Origin of the sequence: Rathayibacter iranicus NCPPB 2253 = VKM Ac-1602 (assembly GCF_003149025.1) — a bacterium.
Taxonomy (GTDB): Bacteria; Actinomycetota; Actinomycetes; order Actinomycetales; family Microbacteriaceae; genus Rathayibacter; species Rathayibacter iranicus.
The window spans coordinates 75,220-89,377 of record NZ_QGDV01000001.1; the positions used below are offsets into that span (position 1 = coordinate 75,220).

Below are 14,158 nucleotides of genomic sequence, written 5' to 3' on the forward strand. Positions count from 1 at the left end.
CACCTGCTAACTGCGAGGAAGGAAGGGAGCATGCCGCCGTGCCCCCTTCTTTACAGTCGCCATTATTAGAATCGGTGCGAGCCGAGTGGCGGCACATGCACCCCCGAGGCCGAGGCGGGACCGGAGGTGCTAATGGCCACAGTGCGCCTCCGATTGCCACCGACGGACAGTTCTCTACGTCTCCGGGAGTAATCACTTCGTTCAGTGGCGGTCCCGAGCGTCTGATGAGGGTCCAATGCGACGGTCGGGCTGACGCGCCTGCCAACGGCTGGGCGTAAGTGGCTCTCGTTGGGCGGAAGATTTCCCAATCCGATCCCAGAGAAGCGGTGGTGGCAAAACTAGGGCCCGTACTGCCCCTCGGCCGGCGGCAGATGCACGAGGTTGGAGCTGCATTGAGGGCGCGATTGGTGTTCGGGGTCTCCTCGTTGCCCTGACGATGCCCTCAGCGGCCGGCCGCTCAGTGACAGCGGCGTTCGTAGCATCGGCTTGTTCCCAACCGAACAGTAGGACGTATGCTCGAAAGGCTCGTTCAAGCCCTGTCCTCTGGGGCGAGACGGTCAGAGTGTGGTGCTGCACCAGGTGCGCACGATGGCCTCGAAGCGCTCCGGGTCGGAGTTCCACTCAAGGGCGTGGCCGGCAGGATCCATGACAGCCAGGGTCGCCTTGTCGTGGGCCTCGCTGAACGTGCGCGTATCCCTAATCGGCGTGGTGCGGTCGCCTTCGGAGTGGATCACGAGTGCGGGGACCGGGAGCGAGGTTCCTTCTCCGGTCCAGTCGAGAGCGCCGAAATCGAGGGAGATCGGTGACCCGAGCATCCGACTGAAGACCGAGTTGCTCAATGCCGCGATGGCAGCTGCGGCCACGATGCGGGGAATGCCGACGTTCATGGCGCTGTAAAGCACGCTGTTGCGCCAGCTGAGGACGGGGGAGATGAGAATCAGGCCGGCGATGCTTGAACGGTGCGCCGAGTCCGTGGCAAGGCGCAGGGCCATGGAGGCGCCGCTGGACCAGCCGACGATCACGATCCGCTGTGCTCCCTGCGCGACCGCGAAAGTGATCGCCGCCTCGATATCAGGCCATTCTGTCTGCCCGAGCGTGAACGCTCCAAGAGGCGCTGGTGGGCCTTCTCCGTCGCCGCGGAAGGACGGGACGAGTGACGTGTACCCGGTGTTTCTGAGGGTGTGCACCGAGCGGAAGGTCGCATCTCTGCCCGACAGGATGCCGTGGATGTGGATAGCCCACGTGTGTGCAGCATCGCTCTCGCCGGGAAAGAGCCAGGCTGGTGCCTCGCCTAACTCGGTGCGAACGACGACCTCGCGGGCGCGGTCATCGACGTCTCGCGCGGTCGCGAACACGTTGCCAATGGGGCGGCTCAGAGAGCCGGCAGCGGGCGAGGACGCGTCGACATCGAGGGTGAGGGCGCGTTCGATGCCCTCCGCTCCGGCCCGGACGATCGGACCGAGCACGGCGTGACGGGCCTCGTCGTCGTAGAGCAGCCCGAGAGTGCCGTCCTGCTTCGATATGGGCGTGACGCCGAGGACGATGCGGTCGGGCGCAGGTACGGCGAGGATCGGCGTCGGTCGACTGCGCTGGGGAGAGACAACGCGGCGTCCCACGGTGGCGACGAGCGCTGCGCCGGCTGCGCCGAACACAACAGCCGGGATTGCGACCCAGAGGAAGCCCACGTCCCTACGCCGCCTTCCGGAATCCGCTGCCGATGACCCGAGGAGTGAAGGCGTAGTCGTGGGCGATGAGCGAGCGCACTCGGGCGGTCGCGTGGCGGTCAGCGTCGGTGAATGCGACGTCCCCGCGAACTTCCGCGTTGGTGGTTATAACGAGAACGTGCTGAGCGTGTGCGATCAGCCGTCGGTCACTGAGGTAAGTGGTGATTCCCGGGCGCTGGATCAGCTTGTATCGGGCTGCGACTCGTGAGGCACGAATGACGACGAGTCGGTGTCCGATAGGCAAAACGATGGCTATCCATCCGATCCCCGACATGACGATGAGTAAACCAAGGAAGAACGGAATCTCGGAGGCATTCCAAGCGGAGTAACGGAAGGTGTCTCCGCCGTATCCGAAGTGAGACGCCGTGAGGAATCCGATTTCGATGAGGCATCCCGCTGTGGTGACGGCGGAGCCGATAATGAACACCAGTTGCATTCCGCGCCAGTTCAGCCGTGCATTGAGGATCGAGGAGACGGCGAGCCATACAAGGGTTGTCATGTAGGCCGAGCCGTAAAGCCAGACGGCGGTTTGGTCGAGGCGGTCAATGATGAAATCGACGCTGGTCTCTCCTCGGTCCCGGATGAGTAGGAACGGGACGATGTACGAGCCGAACATGACCGTGAGTTCCCACCGGCTGGCGATGCGGCCTTGCCCGCCGGCATGGAGACCGAGCGCTTCGCGGAAAAACCAGAACGCCGAAGTGGCCGCGAGGTCGCGAACGAGAGTGATGACGTTGGAGCCGCCCAACAGGGCGTCGTAGCTGTAGAACGAGATCGGGAAGCCGTAGGTGGTGAGCGAGACGGTACCGCTGACCGTGGCCCAGAACGCGGGCCGGGCGGCAGGCTTTGCGGCAGCGCGGGGTGCGCGGACAAGCACCAGCGCGATGAGGAGGGCGAGGCAAACCTGCTCGATCATCCGAAGTACGTTTCCTCGCTTGTTCGATTGAGCGTCTGGATGCGGCGGACCATTGCAAAAGCTATTTGCTCGATAGCGGTTTCCGCCTTGGCTTCTGAACTGTCCGGGTCGTCGGTCGGCGCGCAGAGGTGCGCGGCACCGTGCCTGCGGTCCGGGTGGATCAGGCGCGGGATTTGCTCGCTGAACCAGGCGTCGGGGGCGTAGGCGAAGAGGATGTGTGCCAGCTCGTGGCATGCGTTCTGGCTTTGGTAGTGCAGCTCGTCGCTCTCTCGGCAAACGATGGTGCCGAACTCGGCTGTGTCGATCCATAGGCCAGTGACGGTCTTCAAAGCAGTGCTGGCGGAGGCGATCAGGTAAACGGGCTTGCCGTAGACCTTCTCGACGGACGATTGGAGATCATCCCAAGTCGCGGCGGCCGGGAAGCCCAGCTTGGCCACGAACTGGTCGGCGGCCTGAACGACCGATCCGCTCCGGGTTTGACCGTTGCGGCGAAGCATCCTCCATCGGCCGCGTCCTTGTTCCGCCGAGTCTGACGGCATTGATGGACTCCATTCACGTCTGGCCGGGAGAAACGCATCTACCGTAGACGGCATTCCGGCCAGGAGCGCAGCTGCGCCACCCGACAGGACAGGTGAGGCGCGCTATCGGCGCAGCTCTGTGACGATTTCTGACACGACGGCGGCGATGCCGCGCAGCTCAGCGGGCTGGATCGTGCCGAGTGACCGGGCCGCAACGCGCTCGATACGGAGGTTGAGCATCGCACTGTCAAATTCGAGTCGCGCCTCCACTGCCTCAACCAGCTCCGGGTCGTCACGAAGGAAGTAGACGGGGTCGACATCGAGTGCTTGTGCCACGGCGAAGAGCACATCGACGCGCGGCGCAGAGGGGAGCCGCCCGGCAATGAGCAGGCCCCACTCTTGACGATCAATCGAGGCCTCACTCTGGAGGAGGGCCTCGGGGACCTTGGTGTGGGAGGTCGTGACGTCGAGGCCTCGTGAACTGAACACGAGTGAGAGACGACGAGCCACCTCGTCGGGATGCAGAGAACTGAACTCCTCGGCGGGAATGGAATTGCCGTCCGGAACGTAGTTGCCCATCTCCTTGAAGACCACTCGACCGCGAAGCTGCTTCACGAGGGCGTCCAAATCAGCATTTGTGGCGTGCACAAGAGCAAGAAGAACAGGGACGGGCATGTCCCGTTCGCCCTTGATGTAACGAAGCACGGTCCGATAAGGGAGGCCAGCTCTTTCAGCCGCGGCCTTCACGGTGGAACCGGTGTTCAAGATAGCGCTCTTGACGGCCTCGCCGATCACGGCGTTGACGTTCGTCAATTCCACGTCCACATGACGATTCTAGGTCGGCGTCGGTCACCTGCCACCAGCGTAGACATCCAGTGTCCCGTATGGGCACTCGTTGAGTGTCCATACGGGCATTACCTGGTTGGATTACCGGTGTCACAACGAGGGGAACCGGCCACATGAAACACACGAGGCAGCGCACCGGCGTCCAGCTCTCCGGTGCTCTCCCCGGCGTGGAAATGCCTCTACTCACGTCGGCGGTGCCTCTGTCAATCGCGGAGCAGTCGATGCTCACGTCCTGGCGGGACCCGCCCGCTTGGGACCCGCAATCTGAGTATGAGTTCGAGCGTTCCGGCTATGGCTGGCTTCTCATCGCGGTCGGCGGCCGCGGCATCCGCGTATGTGTTGAGCCGACTTCGAAGCCGCTGCCCACCGATCCCGTGACGATGGACGTTTGGCTATGAAGGCCCTCGTCGCCATAGGTGCAAGCTGCCTGACAATCGGCTTCGCCGGAGCCGCGATCATCGCGGCGATCCGCGCCCGCCGCCAGAACGCGATAGACAGCGAATGGTCCCTGTTCGCCCGCTGCTGGGCGGGCGTGGCCGGTGCCGCAGGATTTGTCGCGTGGGTTCAGTGGGAACGGATACTCGAGTGACCTGCCTACGTCCGCGGTTACCTTCGATGTCGTTGAGGACCGCTGCCGGTGATGTTGTCGGGTGGCCGTATGGCGTCCCGAATGGACGGATCACCTCGGATGCGCCGTCGACGACTGTCTCGATCGGGAAGGGATGGATACTGAGTGGCACGTGGTCGGTCGATGATGCCGACGCGATGACCTTTCACTTCACCGCTCATGATGGTGGCCAACCCCACTCCGAGGATGGGGAGCGGCCCGGCTCCTTGATCGGGCGCCTCGCCTACCAGTAGGCGTCGGAGGGAGTCGTGCTGGGGCGCTCCGTCCGAGTCTTCCTGGAGTGATCCGCGTTCTGGTCGGAACGCCGCGACTGTAGCGCTCGCCACGGCAGGGCTGCCGTGCGGAGGCGTCACTGCCCGCCGCGGTGGTCGCGCGGCGGAGTATCGCGACTCCCCCCATCCGAGGGCTGACCGGGTCAAATGGCCCGGTCCGCTCGTTGCGGTCAGTAGGGTGCGGCCTATGCGAACTCTGTATCCCGAGATCGAACCGTACGACTCCGGCATGCTCGATGTCGGTGATGGCCATCAGCTCTACTGGGAGGCGTCGGGCAATCCCGAGGGTAAGCCCGTCGTCTTCCTGCACGGCGGGCCAGGGGGCGGAACGACACCCGCCCATCGCCGACTGTTCGACCCCGAGAAGTACCGCATCGTGCTCTTCGACCAGCGGATGTGCGGCCGCTCCACTCCGCACGCCAGCGAACCTGACGCCGATCTCGCTACCAACACGACGTGGTATCTCGTCGCCGACATCGAGCGACTCCGCGAGCACCTCGGCGTCGAGTCCTGGCTCGTCTTCGGCGGCTCCTGGGGCTCGACCCTCGCGCTGGCCTATAGCGAGACGCATCCGGAGCGGGTCACCGAGATCATCCTGCGCGGCGTCTTCACCCTTCGCCGCGCCGAACTCGAGTGGTTTTACGAGGGCGGCGCCGCCGCGATCTACCCGGACCTGTGGGAGCAGTTCACCGCCGTCATCCCGGCGACCGAGCGCGGCAGCCTGATCGAGTCCTACTATCGCCTCTTGCACGACCCGAACCCCGCCGTGCATGGCCCAGCGGGCGTCGCCTGGACCACGTGGGAGGCCTCGACGATCACGCTCCTGCAGAAGCCGGAGCTGGTCTCGACCTGGTCCGACCCCGACTTCGCGCTGGCCTTCGCGCGGATCGAGAACCACTTCTTCGTCCACAAAGGCTGGTTCGAGGAGGGTCAGCTGATCCGTGATGCAGGCGTCCTACGCCACATTCCCGCCGTGATCGTCCAGGGTCGTTACGACATGTGTACCCCCGCGTTCACGGCGTGGGACCTGCACGTCGCCTGGCCCGAAGCCGACTTCCGGATGATCCCGGATGCTGGGCACGCGTTCGACGAGCCGGGCATCCTCGACGCGCTGATCGAGGCAACCGACCATTTCGCGCCCTGAGCGGTTCGTCCGGCGCCTGCCGCAGCATGTGAAGGAGCGGCGGACATAGCCTGAGCAGATGCGTGTCGACGATTCCTCCGCGATGGAGGGCTGGCCCACGGGCCGTCTGCTCTCGACCGCGTCCCGGATGGTCGAGCACGCCCGCCACGGCGCCCTTGCCGAGATCGGGCTGACGCATGCCGGCCTGATCGTCCTGCACCTCCTTCACGCGGGGCCGGTCGCGCAGAAACAGCTGGCTGCGGCCGCTCATGTCGAGGTGCAGACCATGTCGCGCACTCTCGAGCGTCTCGAGCGCGAAGGCCACGTCACACGCACCACCGACCCCGCTGATCGCCGCCGTCAGCTCGTGTCGCTGACTTCGGCGGGACGTGCCGCCTGGCGTCGCGCTCACCGGCTCGAGGTGGATCTGTTCCCGGGTTCCCGCGAGGACGGGCCGCTTCGGGAGGCGCTACTCGAGATCATCCGCTCGGCGCGCGTCGCGCGCTGGGGCTAGCCGCAAGCCTGCGCGCGGTCGACGCGCCGCGCGCTATTTTCGACGGCATGACCTTCAACGACGACTCCCAGCTCAGCGGCGGCAAGGTCCGTCGCCGTGGCCGAACGACCGGGATCGCGGTCGGCGGAGGCGCGGTTGGCATCGTGGTCCTCGCTCTGCTCTCGCAGCTGCTCGGCGTCGATCTCTCAACCCTCGGCGGCCTCGTGGGCGACTCTTCTCCGCAGCAGATCACGAGCACGGCCGTCGCTTGCGACAGCGGCGCCGACGCGAACTCCGACGTCGACTGTCGCCTCGAAGGTGCCGCGGAGTCGCTCGACCGCTACTGGGGAACCGCGACGCAGACCCTCGGAGTCGCCTACCGAACTCCCGCGGGCGTCGACCTCTTCGACGGCCAAACCACCACGGGCTGCGGAGGCGCGACCGCAGCGGTCGGTCCGTTCTACTGCCCGCCGGACCAGACCATCTACCTCGACACCGCATTCTTCGACGAGCTGCGCACCCGCTTCGACACCTCGGGCGGATCGCTCGCGCAGATGTACATCCTGGCTCATGAGTGGGGGCACCACATCCAGAACCTGACCGGAGCGATGGAGTCGGCTGACCGCTTCGGCACGGGTCCCGAGTCGGATTCGGTGCGGCTCGAACTGCAGGCGGACTGCTACGCGGGGGCCTGGGTCGGCGACGCTTCCACTGTGCCGGACGAGACGGGCACGCCCTACCTCCGCCCGGTGACGGCGCAGGAGTACCAGGATGCCCTGGGTGCTGCGGCCTCGGTCGGCGACGACCGCATCCAGGAGCAGGCGACCGGCACGGTCGATCCGGAGGGGTGGACGCACGGCTCAGCGGAGCAGCGTCAGCGCTGGTTCCAGGCGGGCTTCGAGGGCGACGCGACGCGCTGCGACACTTTCTCCGCCGCCCAACTCTGACCCTGGGACCCTCCGCCGCTCTGCGGACCCCCTCCGTACGATCTGCAGGAACGTATGCGATGTGCAGGGCTTCAGCCGAGAAGAGCGCTCTCCGCCATATGGGACAAGCGGATGGAGGTGGAACCCCTGCACATCGCACAGGTTCCTGCACATCGCACAGGTTCCTGCACATCGCACGGACTCCTGCACTTCGTACGGATCCCCGCGAGCCCTCACGACACCGAGTCGGCCGGCTCCTCCATGTACCACTCCGTGAACGAGCGCGCTCGCCCGTCCGCCGCGAAGCGGATCACCCACAGGTTCAGATACGTGCGGTCGCCCGGATACACCGTGCGGGCCTGAACGACCGCCGTCTCCTCCGTCAGCGCGACCAGCCCCCACGCGAACGTCGGATCGCCCGGCTCGTCCTCGGCGAGCCACCACGCCACGATGGCATCGCGCGGAGTGATCGCGTCGCGGTAGGGCGCCTCGAAGTACTCGGCGTCCTCGGTGAATAGCGCTGCGATATCGTCTGCGTCGTCGGTGGCCCAGGCCTTCTCGTAGGCGGCGATCCAGCTCTCGATGTCGATCATCCCTCCATCCTCGTCCTGACCGACGCGCGCGGGAAGGTGAGGAGCTGCGGACTCCGACAGACGCTCCCTCACCCGCTCGCCGGACCTGACGTCGTGCGGCCGCGTGTACGGAGCGGTTCAGCCCGCGAAGGCGCCGCGGTAGGCGCGGGCGGGATGCGTCGCGGGCAGCTCGTCCGTGCCGAAGAGCTTGCGGCGCAACGTCCCCTCCGTATATTCCGTCTGCGCGAGACCCCGCTCCTGCAGCACCGGCATCACCCGGTCGACGAACTCCTCGTAGCTGCCGGGCAGGACCCAGTTGACGACGTTGATCCCGTCGATGCCCGCGTCCCGCCACTCGGCGAGGTGGTCGGCGATCTGTTCGGGAGTGCCGACGACACGGCCCCGCAACTTCGCCGAGAGGCGCGCCAGGTCGCGGACGGTCGGCTCCCGGTCCGGCGACGCATCGCGGATCCACTGCAGGTGGCTCTGCCCGGCGTACGTCGTGATCGCAGAGAGTGGCAGGTCCGGGTTGAGTTTGTCACCGGTCGTTGGATCGAAGCCGAGGTTCGAGTGCACCAGGAAGGCGTCGGAGGAGAGGTACTCGTCGATCTCGCGCTCGGCCCGGCGCGCCTCCTCCTCCGTGTCGCCGATGATGAAGGAGAGCCCGAGGGAGAAGGCGGGAGCGCCGTGCTCGCGCCCCGCCTCGGTGGCCAGGCGGCGGGTGTCCTCGATCAGCTCGCGCGTCTTCCCGGGTGACCCCGAGAACACGAACTGCGCCTCCGCGTTGCGCGCCGCGAAGCGTCGGCCGGCGGGGGAGGAGCCGGCCTGGAACAGGACCGGGGTGCGCTGCGGCGACGGCGCGCTCAGGTGCGGCCCCTGCACGCGGTAGCGCTTCCCCACGTGGTCGATGCGGTGGATGCGCGCGGGATCGGCGAAGGATCCGCTCTTGTCGCGCAGCAGTGCTCCGTCGTCCCACGATCCCTCCCAGAGCTTGTAGACCACGTCGAGGTACTCCTGCGCCCACGCGTAGCGCTCGTCATGCTCCTCAAGGCGGTCGTAGCCGAAGTTGCGGGCGGCGCCGTCGAGAGCGCTGGTGACGATGTTCCAGCCGATGCGCCCCTTCGAGAGGTGATCGAGCGTCGAGACCTTCCGGGCGAAGTCGAACGGATGCGACTGGAGCACCGAACTCGTGAACGCGAAGCCCAGGTGCTCGGTGCTGACCGCGAGCGCCGAGAGCAGCACCGACGGATCGTTGCTCGGCAGCTGGAGTCCCTCCCGCGCGTTGACCTCCCAGTCGCCATCCGCCGGCCCGTACAGACCTGCGACATCCGCGAAGAACATGGCGTCAAACCGGCCGCGCTCGAGCGTTCGAGCGAGGTCGATCCACAGCTGCGCGTCGTCGAATTCGTGCTGACGCGCGTCGGGGTGTCGCCACAGCCCGTGCTGGATGTGCGAGGCGGTGTTCATGACGAAGGCGAAGAAGCGCAGCGGGCGGGGCTCGGTACTCACGCCTCCAGCGTAGGGCGGGCACTCCCACCCGTCTCGGACGTGGGCGCGCGTAGGGTGTCCGACTGTGGACTCCAGCCCCTCCAACCCTTCCAACCCCGTGACCGCCGTTCCGCCCCTGACGGACGACGTCGCGCAGGCCCTGGACGCCACCACCGTTGCCGAGATCCGGGCCCTTCGGGACGACTTCGCGCGGTTCATGCTCCAGTACAAGTTCGGCATGGACGAGATCGTCACCAAGGTGTCGATCCTGCAGGAGGAGTTCCGCGAGCTGCAGGAGTACAACCCGATCGAGCATGTGACGAGCCGCCTGAAGTCGGCCGACAGCCTCATCAGGAAGATCGAGCGCAAGGGCTGCGCGACCACGTTCGACGGGATCGCCGGCGCGATTACCGATATCGCGGGCGTCCGGATCACCTGCAGCTTCGTCTCGGACGTCTACCGGGTCTTCGACCTGCTCACGTCGCAGTCCGACGTCACCGTGCTCGAGGTGAAGGACTACATCGCCCGGCCGAAGGAGAACGGCTATAAGAGTCTGCACGCGATCGTCGAGGTGCCAGTGTTCCTCTCGGGCGGATCGGTGGACGTCCGCGTCGAGGTGCAATTCCGCACCATTGCGATGGACTTCTGGGCGAGCCTGGAGCACAAGATCTACTACAAGTACGAGTGCCAGGTGCCGCAGGAGCTACTCGACGGCCTCGCCGATGCGGCCCGTACCGCGGCCATGCTCGACGCCGACATGGAGCGGCTGCACCGCCAGGTGCGCGGCGCGCTTCCTGGGGCGCGCACGTACGACGTGTGATGCGGGCGTCTCCTGTCGCGACATCGGCGGCAGGAGCACCGCGGAGCCGTGCATCGTCGCGTGCGACACGATCGCGTCCCGAGCCGCTCTGTGACCATTGCGAGCCGTCCGTCGACGCCAGGACGCACGCGCGATGCTCCAGCGTGTGGGCGATCCGCGGATTCAGCATGGCGGCCTAGCGCGTGCCGCTCGTCAGCCAGAGTCGGAAGACGCCGACGGGCACGAAGAAACCCCCGCCATGTAGAAGCTAGGCGAGGGTTTCCGTGGCTCCGACGGGCGTCGATCCCGTGACCTCACGATTTTCAGTCGTGCGCTCTACCAACTGAGCTACAGAGCCATTGCGACGCAACGTCGCCGGAGAGGTGATCTCCTGAAAAAGGCCCTTCCTCTCGGAAGGGCCCTTCTGCGACCCTGACGGGACTTGAACCCGCGACCTCCGCCGTGACAGGGCGGCACGCTAACCAGCTGCGCTACAGGGCCTCGTTGCGAAGACAAGCATACTGCCTTCAAGGCTGTTCGATTTTCACGCTCTGACTCTCACGAACCAGTGCACTTGCCGATAGACCCGTCCGTGACCCCAACGGGATTCGAACCCGTGCTGCCGCCGTGAAAGGGCGGTGTCCTAGGCCACTAAACGATGGGGCCGGGAGGTGGATGAAACGACGCGTGACCGATCATCCCATGGCTACCGACACAGAAGCATAGATGACTCGGCGGCGGATGCAAAATCGAACGATTTCCGGGGCGCGTGCACCTCATCCGGGGTTGACCCCGGTCTAGGAGATTGGCAGGGGCGCGGTTATGGTGGGGCGGAATCGCTCTTCACCTGCGCGTCGGCGCCGCACCGCCGTGGGAGGAGGCTCCACCAATCCCTGAGGTCCTATGCCCTACTCCCTGCGCAGCCCGCGTCCCGCCCGCCCCTCGGGTGTCACCCGGCTCGGGCGACTCCGCAGTGGGGTGCTGAGGCGACTCCGTAGCGCGGCACTCGCGTCCGCCGCCCTCGCCCTCGTCAGTGGACTGCTGGTCGCGACTCCGGCTCAGGCGATCGACTACCCGACGTGGGCGGACGTCGAGGCGGCCAAGGGCAACACCGCGTCGGCAGCGGCACAGGTCGACCGGATCACGTCCCTGATTGGCGACTTGCAGCGCGAGGTCGCTGCGGCCCAGCAGCTCGCCCAGCAGCGGGGCGACGAGCACTTCGCCGCGCAACAGGCTTTCGACCTTGCCTCCGACCGCTCAAGAGAGCTGGACGACAAGGCGAGCGCGAGCGCGCAGAAGGCGGACACGGCTTCTCAGCAGGCGGGCTTGCTCGCCGCTCAGCTCTACCGGAGCACCGGCACCGACCTGTCGGTCAACATGTTCCTTGACCAACAGTCCGGCCAGGCCGACCAGCTGCTCTCGAAGATCGGCAACATGACCAAGCTCGTGGAGCGTTCCTCCGCGATCTATGAGCAGGCCAGTGCGGCGCGCAATACCGCCTCCTCCCTCGCCGATCAGGCGGTGGTTGCGCAGACCGAGCGCGAGCGGCTCCGCGTCGCTGCCGAACAGAAGCTCGCCGAGGCGACCGCGGCTCAGGCGGCGTCGGAGTCGGCGCTCGCCGAGCAGCAGCAGCAGAGCGTCGTCCTCGAGCAGCAGCTCGCCGCACTGCGCGACACCGAGTCAAAGACAGTGGCCGAGTACGAGGCCGGAGTCGCGGCCCGCGAGGCGGAACGCCTGCGCAAGCTCGCGGAGGAAGAGGCGTCCCGTCAGGCCGCTGCCGAGGCCGAACGTCAGGCGGCGGCTGCGGCGGCGAGTTCCGGCGGCGGTTACAGCGCCTCGTTCGGCGGCAGCTCCTCTGCGGTCAGCGACTCCGGCTGGGTCCGTCCCGCGGCGGGTCGCATTTCCGGAACCTACGGAGCCCGCGACAGCATCTCCACTGGCGGAGGCTCGTCGGGTTCGTTCCACCGCGGCACCGACATCGCGGGTGGCTGTGGCATCCCCATCTTCGCGGCCCACAGCGGCACGGTGACCTATGCGGGTCCGAACGGCACCTACGGAAACTGGGTGCTGATTGACCACGGCAGTGGCATCAGCACCGGCTATGCGCACATCATGCCCGGCGGTATCTTCGTCAGCGTCGGCGACAGCGTCCAGGCGGGAACACAGATCGCCGCCGTCGGCACGACCGGCGCTTCAACCGGTTGCCACCTGCACTTCGAGACCCGCGTCAACGGTTCGGCCGTCGACGCCCAACCGTTCATGGCCACACGAGGAGTCACCCTTGGTTGACGCACAGACGACCGTCCGCAATTTCACTCCAGCTCCTCGGGAGCGCGCCTGGAAAGGCCGTCTCCCTCTCACGATCTCGGCCGCCTTCGCGGTGAGCGCGGTGACGGCATCGCTCGGCATCGCCCCCGCTCTCGCGGAGGACGCCAAGTACCCCTCGTGGGATGACGTGCAGAACGCAAAGAAGGACGAGGCGACCAAGCAGTCCGAGATCGACTCGATCACCGGGCTCATTGCCAGCCTGCAGGCCAGTGTCGACGAGAAGTCGATCACCGCGATGAAGAAAGCGGAGGCCTGGCGCCAGGCCAAGGAGGCTCTCGACGCCGCCGCGCAGGCCGTCTCCGGTCTGGAAGAGAAGGCAACCGCCGCCTCCGCGAAGGCCCAGACCTCGAAGATGCGTGCAGGTCTGCTTGCGGCGCACCTCTCGCGTGCGGCCGGTGGTGACCTCTCCGCGAGCCTCGTGGCCAAGGGCCAGGACGCCGGCGACCTGCTCTATCAGCTCGGCGCAATGTCGCAGCTGTCGGCGCAATCGCAGAAGGTCTACGCCGACGCTCTCGCTGACAAGCAGAACGCGGAGTCACTCGGTCAGCAGGCCGACGTGGCCGTGACGGAGCACGAGAGACTCTCGAAGGAGGCGGACGAGGCGCGTATCGAGGCTGATGCCGCGGCGGAATCCGCTCGCTCGGCCCTCGCCTCGCAGGAGCAGAAGTCCGAGCAGCTGATTGCCCAGCTGGCACTGCTCAAGGACTCGACCGTCGAGGTCGAGACGGCGTTCCTCGCCGGTGAGGAGAAGCGCAAGGCCGACGAGGCCGCTGCCGCGCAGGCGCAGGCCGAGGCTCGTGCCCAGGCCGAGGCGCAAGCTCAGGCCGCGGCGCAAGCCGAGGCGCGGGCTCAGGCTGACGCCAAGGCGCAGGCTGAGGCGCAGGCGCAGGCCGAGGCTGCTCGCTCTGCCGTACCGCCGCAGCAGGGAGCGTCGTCGTCCACGTCCTCCCAGTCGGTGCAGACCGCTCCCTCCCTCCCGCAGCCGGCTGCGCCGAAGCCCGCCGCCCCTCTCCCACAGCCCGCGGCGCCGCAGCCCGCTCCGCCGCAGCCCGCGCCGGCACCCGCCGCAGCCCAGCCCACGCCGATCCAGGCCCCAGCGCCCCTCCCGCAGGCGGTCTCCGCTCCCGTCCAGCAGCCGCAGAGCAGCGCGGTCGAGACAGCCATCTCGTACGGGATGGCGCAGCTCGGCGAGGAGTACGTGCTCGGCGGTATGGGTCCCGACCAGTGGGACTGCTCCGGTCTGACCAAGGCGTCGTACGCCTCCGCGGGCCTATACGTCGGGACGCACTCCGCGACGAACCAGTACAACACCATGGCCGGGGCGGGCAAGCTCGTCCCGTACAGCCAGCGACAGCGCGGCGACCTGGTCTTCTGGGGCGGTGGCGGCGACTACTACCACGTGGCCATTTACCTCGGGAACAATCAGATCCTCGAGGCCGCCGACTACGGCAAACCTGTGCGCATCTGGAACACCTGGGGTTCCCCGGCCACAATGGTCGCTCGCCCGAGCGCCTGAGGCCTTACA

The 14,158-nt window shown here is 66.8% G+C and carries 15 protein-coding genes and 3 tRNA genes; 9 read left to right on the plus strand and 9 right to left on the minus strand.

Going from position 1 to position 14,158, the window contains the following annotated elements; genetic code table 11:
- Positions 1–557: 557 nt before the first annotated feature.
- The 4 genes from B0H03_RS00370 to B0H03_RS00385 form a co-directional block, all read right to left on the minus strand.
- The gene (locus tag B0H03_RS00370) at positions 558–1,685 is read right to left on the minus strand and encodes an alpha/beta hydrolase family protein (protein WP_160487187.1); all 1,128 of its coding nucleotides are present in this window, start codon (positions 1,683–1,685) and stop codon (positions 558–560) included.
- 4 nt (positions 1,686–1,689) lie between these two features.
- Positions 1,690–2,640, minus strand: coding sequence for a hypothetical protein (locus B0H03_RS00375; RefSeq protein WP_104266160.1), 951 nt, complete (start codon positions 2,638–2,640; stop codon positions 1,690–1,692).
- Complete coding sequence (locus B0H03_RS00380; protein WP_104266161.1) at positions 2,637–3,137, minus strand: hypothetical protein; 501 nt, start codon at positions 3,135–3,137, stop codon at positions 2,637–2,639. Before B0H03_RS00380 ends, B0H03_RS00375 begins: the two co-directional genes overlap by 4 nt.
- A gap of 144 nt (positions 3,138–3,281) precedes the next feature.
- Positions 3,282–3,983, minus strand: coding sequence for a helix-turn-helix domain-containing protein (locus B0H03_RS00385; protein WP_104266162.1), 702 nt, complete (start codon positions 3,981–3,983; stop codon positions 3,282–3,284).
- A 134-nt stretch (positions 3,984–4,117) separates the two neighbouring features.
- Here B0H03_RS00385 and B0H03_RS00390 point away from each other — a divergent pair, with 134 nt between their 5' ends.
- The 6 genes from B0H03_RS00390 (at position 4,118) to ypfJ (ending at position 7,467) form a co-directional block, all read left to right on the plus strand.
- Positions 4,118–4,402, plus strand: a complete 285-nt coding sequence (locus B0H03_RS00390; RefSeq protein ID WP_104266163.1) for a hypothetical protein — start codon at positions 4,118–4,120, stop codon at positions 4,400–4,402.
- On the plus strand, positions 4,399–4,593 hold the full coding sequence (locus B0H03_RS00395) for a hypothetical protein (RefSeq protein ID WP_104266164.1): 195 nt from the start codon (positions 4,399–4,401) through the stop codon (positions 4,591–4,593). Before B0H03_RS00390 ends, B0H03_RS00395 begins: the two co-directional genes overlap by 4 nt.
- 26 nt (positions 4,594–4,619) lie before the next feature.
- The gene (locus B0H03_RS00400; protein WP_104266165.1) at positions 4,620–4,865 is read left to right on the plus strand and encodes a hypothetical protein; all 246 of its coding nucleotides are present in this window, start codon (positions 4,620–4,622) and stop codon (positions 4,863–4,865) included.
- 226 nt (positions 4,866–5,091) lie between these two features.
- On the plus strand, positions 5,092–6,048 hold the full coding sequence (pip, locus tag B0H03_RS00405; RefSeq protein ID WP_104266166.1) for a prolyl aminopeptidase: 957 nt from the start codon (positions 5,092–5,094) through the stop codon (positions 6,046–6,048).
- A 58-nt stretch (positions 6,049–6,106) separates the two neighbouring features.
- Positions 6,107–6,541, plus strand: a complete 435-nt coding sequence (locus B0H03_RS00410; protein WP_104266167.1) for a MarR family winged helix-turn-helix transcriptional regulator — start codon at positions 6,107–6,109, stop codon at positions 6,539–6,541.
- Between the two features lie 47 nt (positions 6,542–6,588).
- The gene (ypfJ, locus tag B0H03_RS00415; RefSeq protein ID WP_104266168.1) at positions 6,589–7,467 is read left to right on the plus strand and encodes a KPN_02809 family neutral zinc metallopeptidase; all 879 of its coding nucleotides are present in this window, start codon (positions 6,589–6,591) and stop codon (positions 7,465–7,467) included.
- Between the two features lie 212 nt (positions 7,468–7,679).
- Here the strand turns inward: ypfJ and B0H03_RS00420 are convergent, their stop codons facing one another.
- Positions 7,680–8,039, minus strand: coding sequence for a nuclear transport factor 2 family protein (locus tag B0H03_RS00420; RefSeq protein WP_104266169.1), 360 nt, complete (start codon positions 8,037–8,039; stop codon positions 7,680–7,682).
- Positions 8,040–8,156: 117 nt separating this feature from the next.
- On the minus strand, positions 8,157–9,485 hold the full coding sequence (locus tag B0H03_RS00425; protein ID WP_104266245.1) for an LLM class flavin-dependent oxidoreductase: 1,329 nt from the start codon (positions 9,483–9,485) through the stop codon (positions 8,157–8,159).
- Between the two features lie 238 nt (positions 9,486–9,723).
- Here B0H03_RS00425 and B0H03_RS00430 point away from each other — a divergent pair, with 238 nt between their 5' ends.
- A complete protein-coding gene (locus B0H03_RS00430) occupies positions 9,724–10,326 on the plus strand; it encodes a GTP pyrophosphokinase (protein WP_104266246.1) in 603 nt (200 codons plus the stop codon).
- A gap of 264 nt (positions 10,327–10,590) precedes the next feature.
- Here B0H03_RS00430 and B0H03_RS00435 read toward each other — a convergent pair.
- The 3 genes from B0H03_RS00435 to B0H03_RS00445 all read right to left on the minus strand — a co-directional run bounded on the left by B0H03_RS00435 (position 10,591) and on the right by B0H03_RS00445 (position 10,971).
- Positions 10,591–10,663: transfer RNA gene (locus tag B0H03_RS00435), tRNA-Phe, on the minus strand.
- A 69-nt stretch (positions 10,664–10,732) separates the two neighbouring features.
- A tRNA-Asp gene (locus B0H03_RS00440) sits at positions 10,733–10,806 on the minus strand.
- Positions 10,807–10,898: 92 nt separating this feature from the next.
- Positions 10,899–10,971, minus strand: a tRNA-Glu gene (locus B0H03_RS00445).
- Between the two features lie 237 nt (positions 10,972–11,208).
- Between B0H03_RS00445 and B0H03_RS00450 the strand changes: the two genes are divergently transcribed.
- Together B0H03_RS00450 and B0H03_RS00455 are read left to right on the plus strand one after the other, a co-directional pair.
- Positions 11,209–12,594: a M23 family metallopeptidase gene (locus B0H03_RS00450; protein ID WP_237399257.1), complete on the plus strand. Its 1,386-nt coding sequence runs from the start codon at positions 11,209–11,211 to the stop codon at positions 12,592–12,594.
- Complete coding sequence (locus B0H03_RS00455; protein ID WP_104266170.1) at positions 12,587–14,149, plus strand: C40 family peptidase; 1,563 nt, start codon at positions 12,587–12,589, stop codon at positions 14,147–14,149. Before B0H03_RS00450 ends, B0H03_RS00455 begins: the two co-directional genes overlap by 8 nt.
- The last annotated feature ends 9 nt before the right edge of the window (positions 14,150–14,158 follow it).

Bases quoted from the DNA above. Each gene is read 5' to 3' on its own strand.
- B0H03_RS00380 (WP_104266161.1), bottom strand. From the start codon at position 3,137: ATGCTTCGCCGCAACGGTCAAACCCGGAGCGGATCGGTCGTTCAGGCC.
- pip (WP_104266166.1), top strand. From the start codon at position 5,092: ATGCGAACTCTGTATCCCGAGATCGAACCGTACGACTCCGGCATGCTC.
- B0H03_RS00410 (WP_104266167.1), top strand. From the start codon at position 6,107: ATGCGTGTCGACGATTCCTCCGCGATGGAGGGCTGGCCCACGGGCCGT.
- B0H03_RS00430 (WP_104266246.1), top strand. From the start codon at position 9,724: ATGCTCCAGTACAAGTTCGGCATGGACGAGATCGTCACCAAGGTGTCG.
- B0H03_RS00420 (WP_104266169.1), bottom strand. From the start codon at position 8,039: ATGATCGACATCGAGAGCTGGATCGCCGCCTACGAGAAGGCCTGGGCC.
- B0H03_RS00425 (WP_104266245.1), bottom strand. From the start codon at position 9,485: ATGAACACCGCCTCGCACATCCAGCACGGGCTGTGGCGACACCCCGAC.
- ypfJ (WP_104266168.1), top strand. From the start codon at position 6,589: ATGACCTTCAACGACGACTCCCAGCTCAGCGGCGGCAAGGTCCGTCGC.
- B0H03_RS00390 (WP_104266163.1), top strand. From the start codon at position 4,118: ATGAAACACACGAGGCAGCGCACCGGCGTCCAGCTCTCCGGTGCTCTC.
- B0H03_RS00450 (WP_237399257.1), top strand. From the start codon at position 11,209: ATGCCCTACTCCCTGCGCAGCCCGCGTCCCGCCCGCCCCTCGGGTGTC.
- B0H03_RS00395 (WP_104266164.1), top strand. From the start codon at position 4,399: ATGAAGGCCCTCGTCGCCATAGGTGCAAGCTGCCTGACAATCGGCTTC.
- B0H03_RS00375 (WP_104266160.1), bottom strand. From the start codon at position 2,640: ATGATCGAGCAGGTTTGCCTCGCCCTCCTCATCGCGCTGGTGCTTGTC.
- B0H03_RS00400 (WP_104266165.1), top strand. From the start codon at position 4,620: ATGTCGTTGAGGACCGCTGCCGGTGATGTTGTCGGGTGGCCGTATGGC.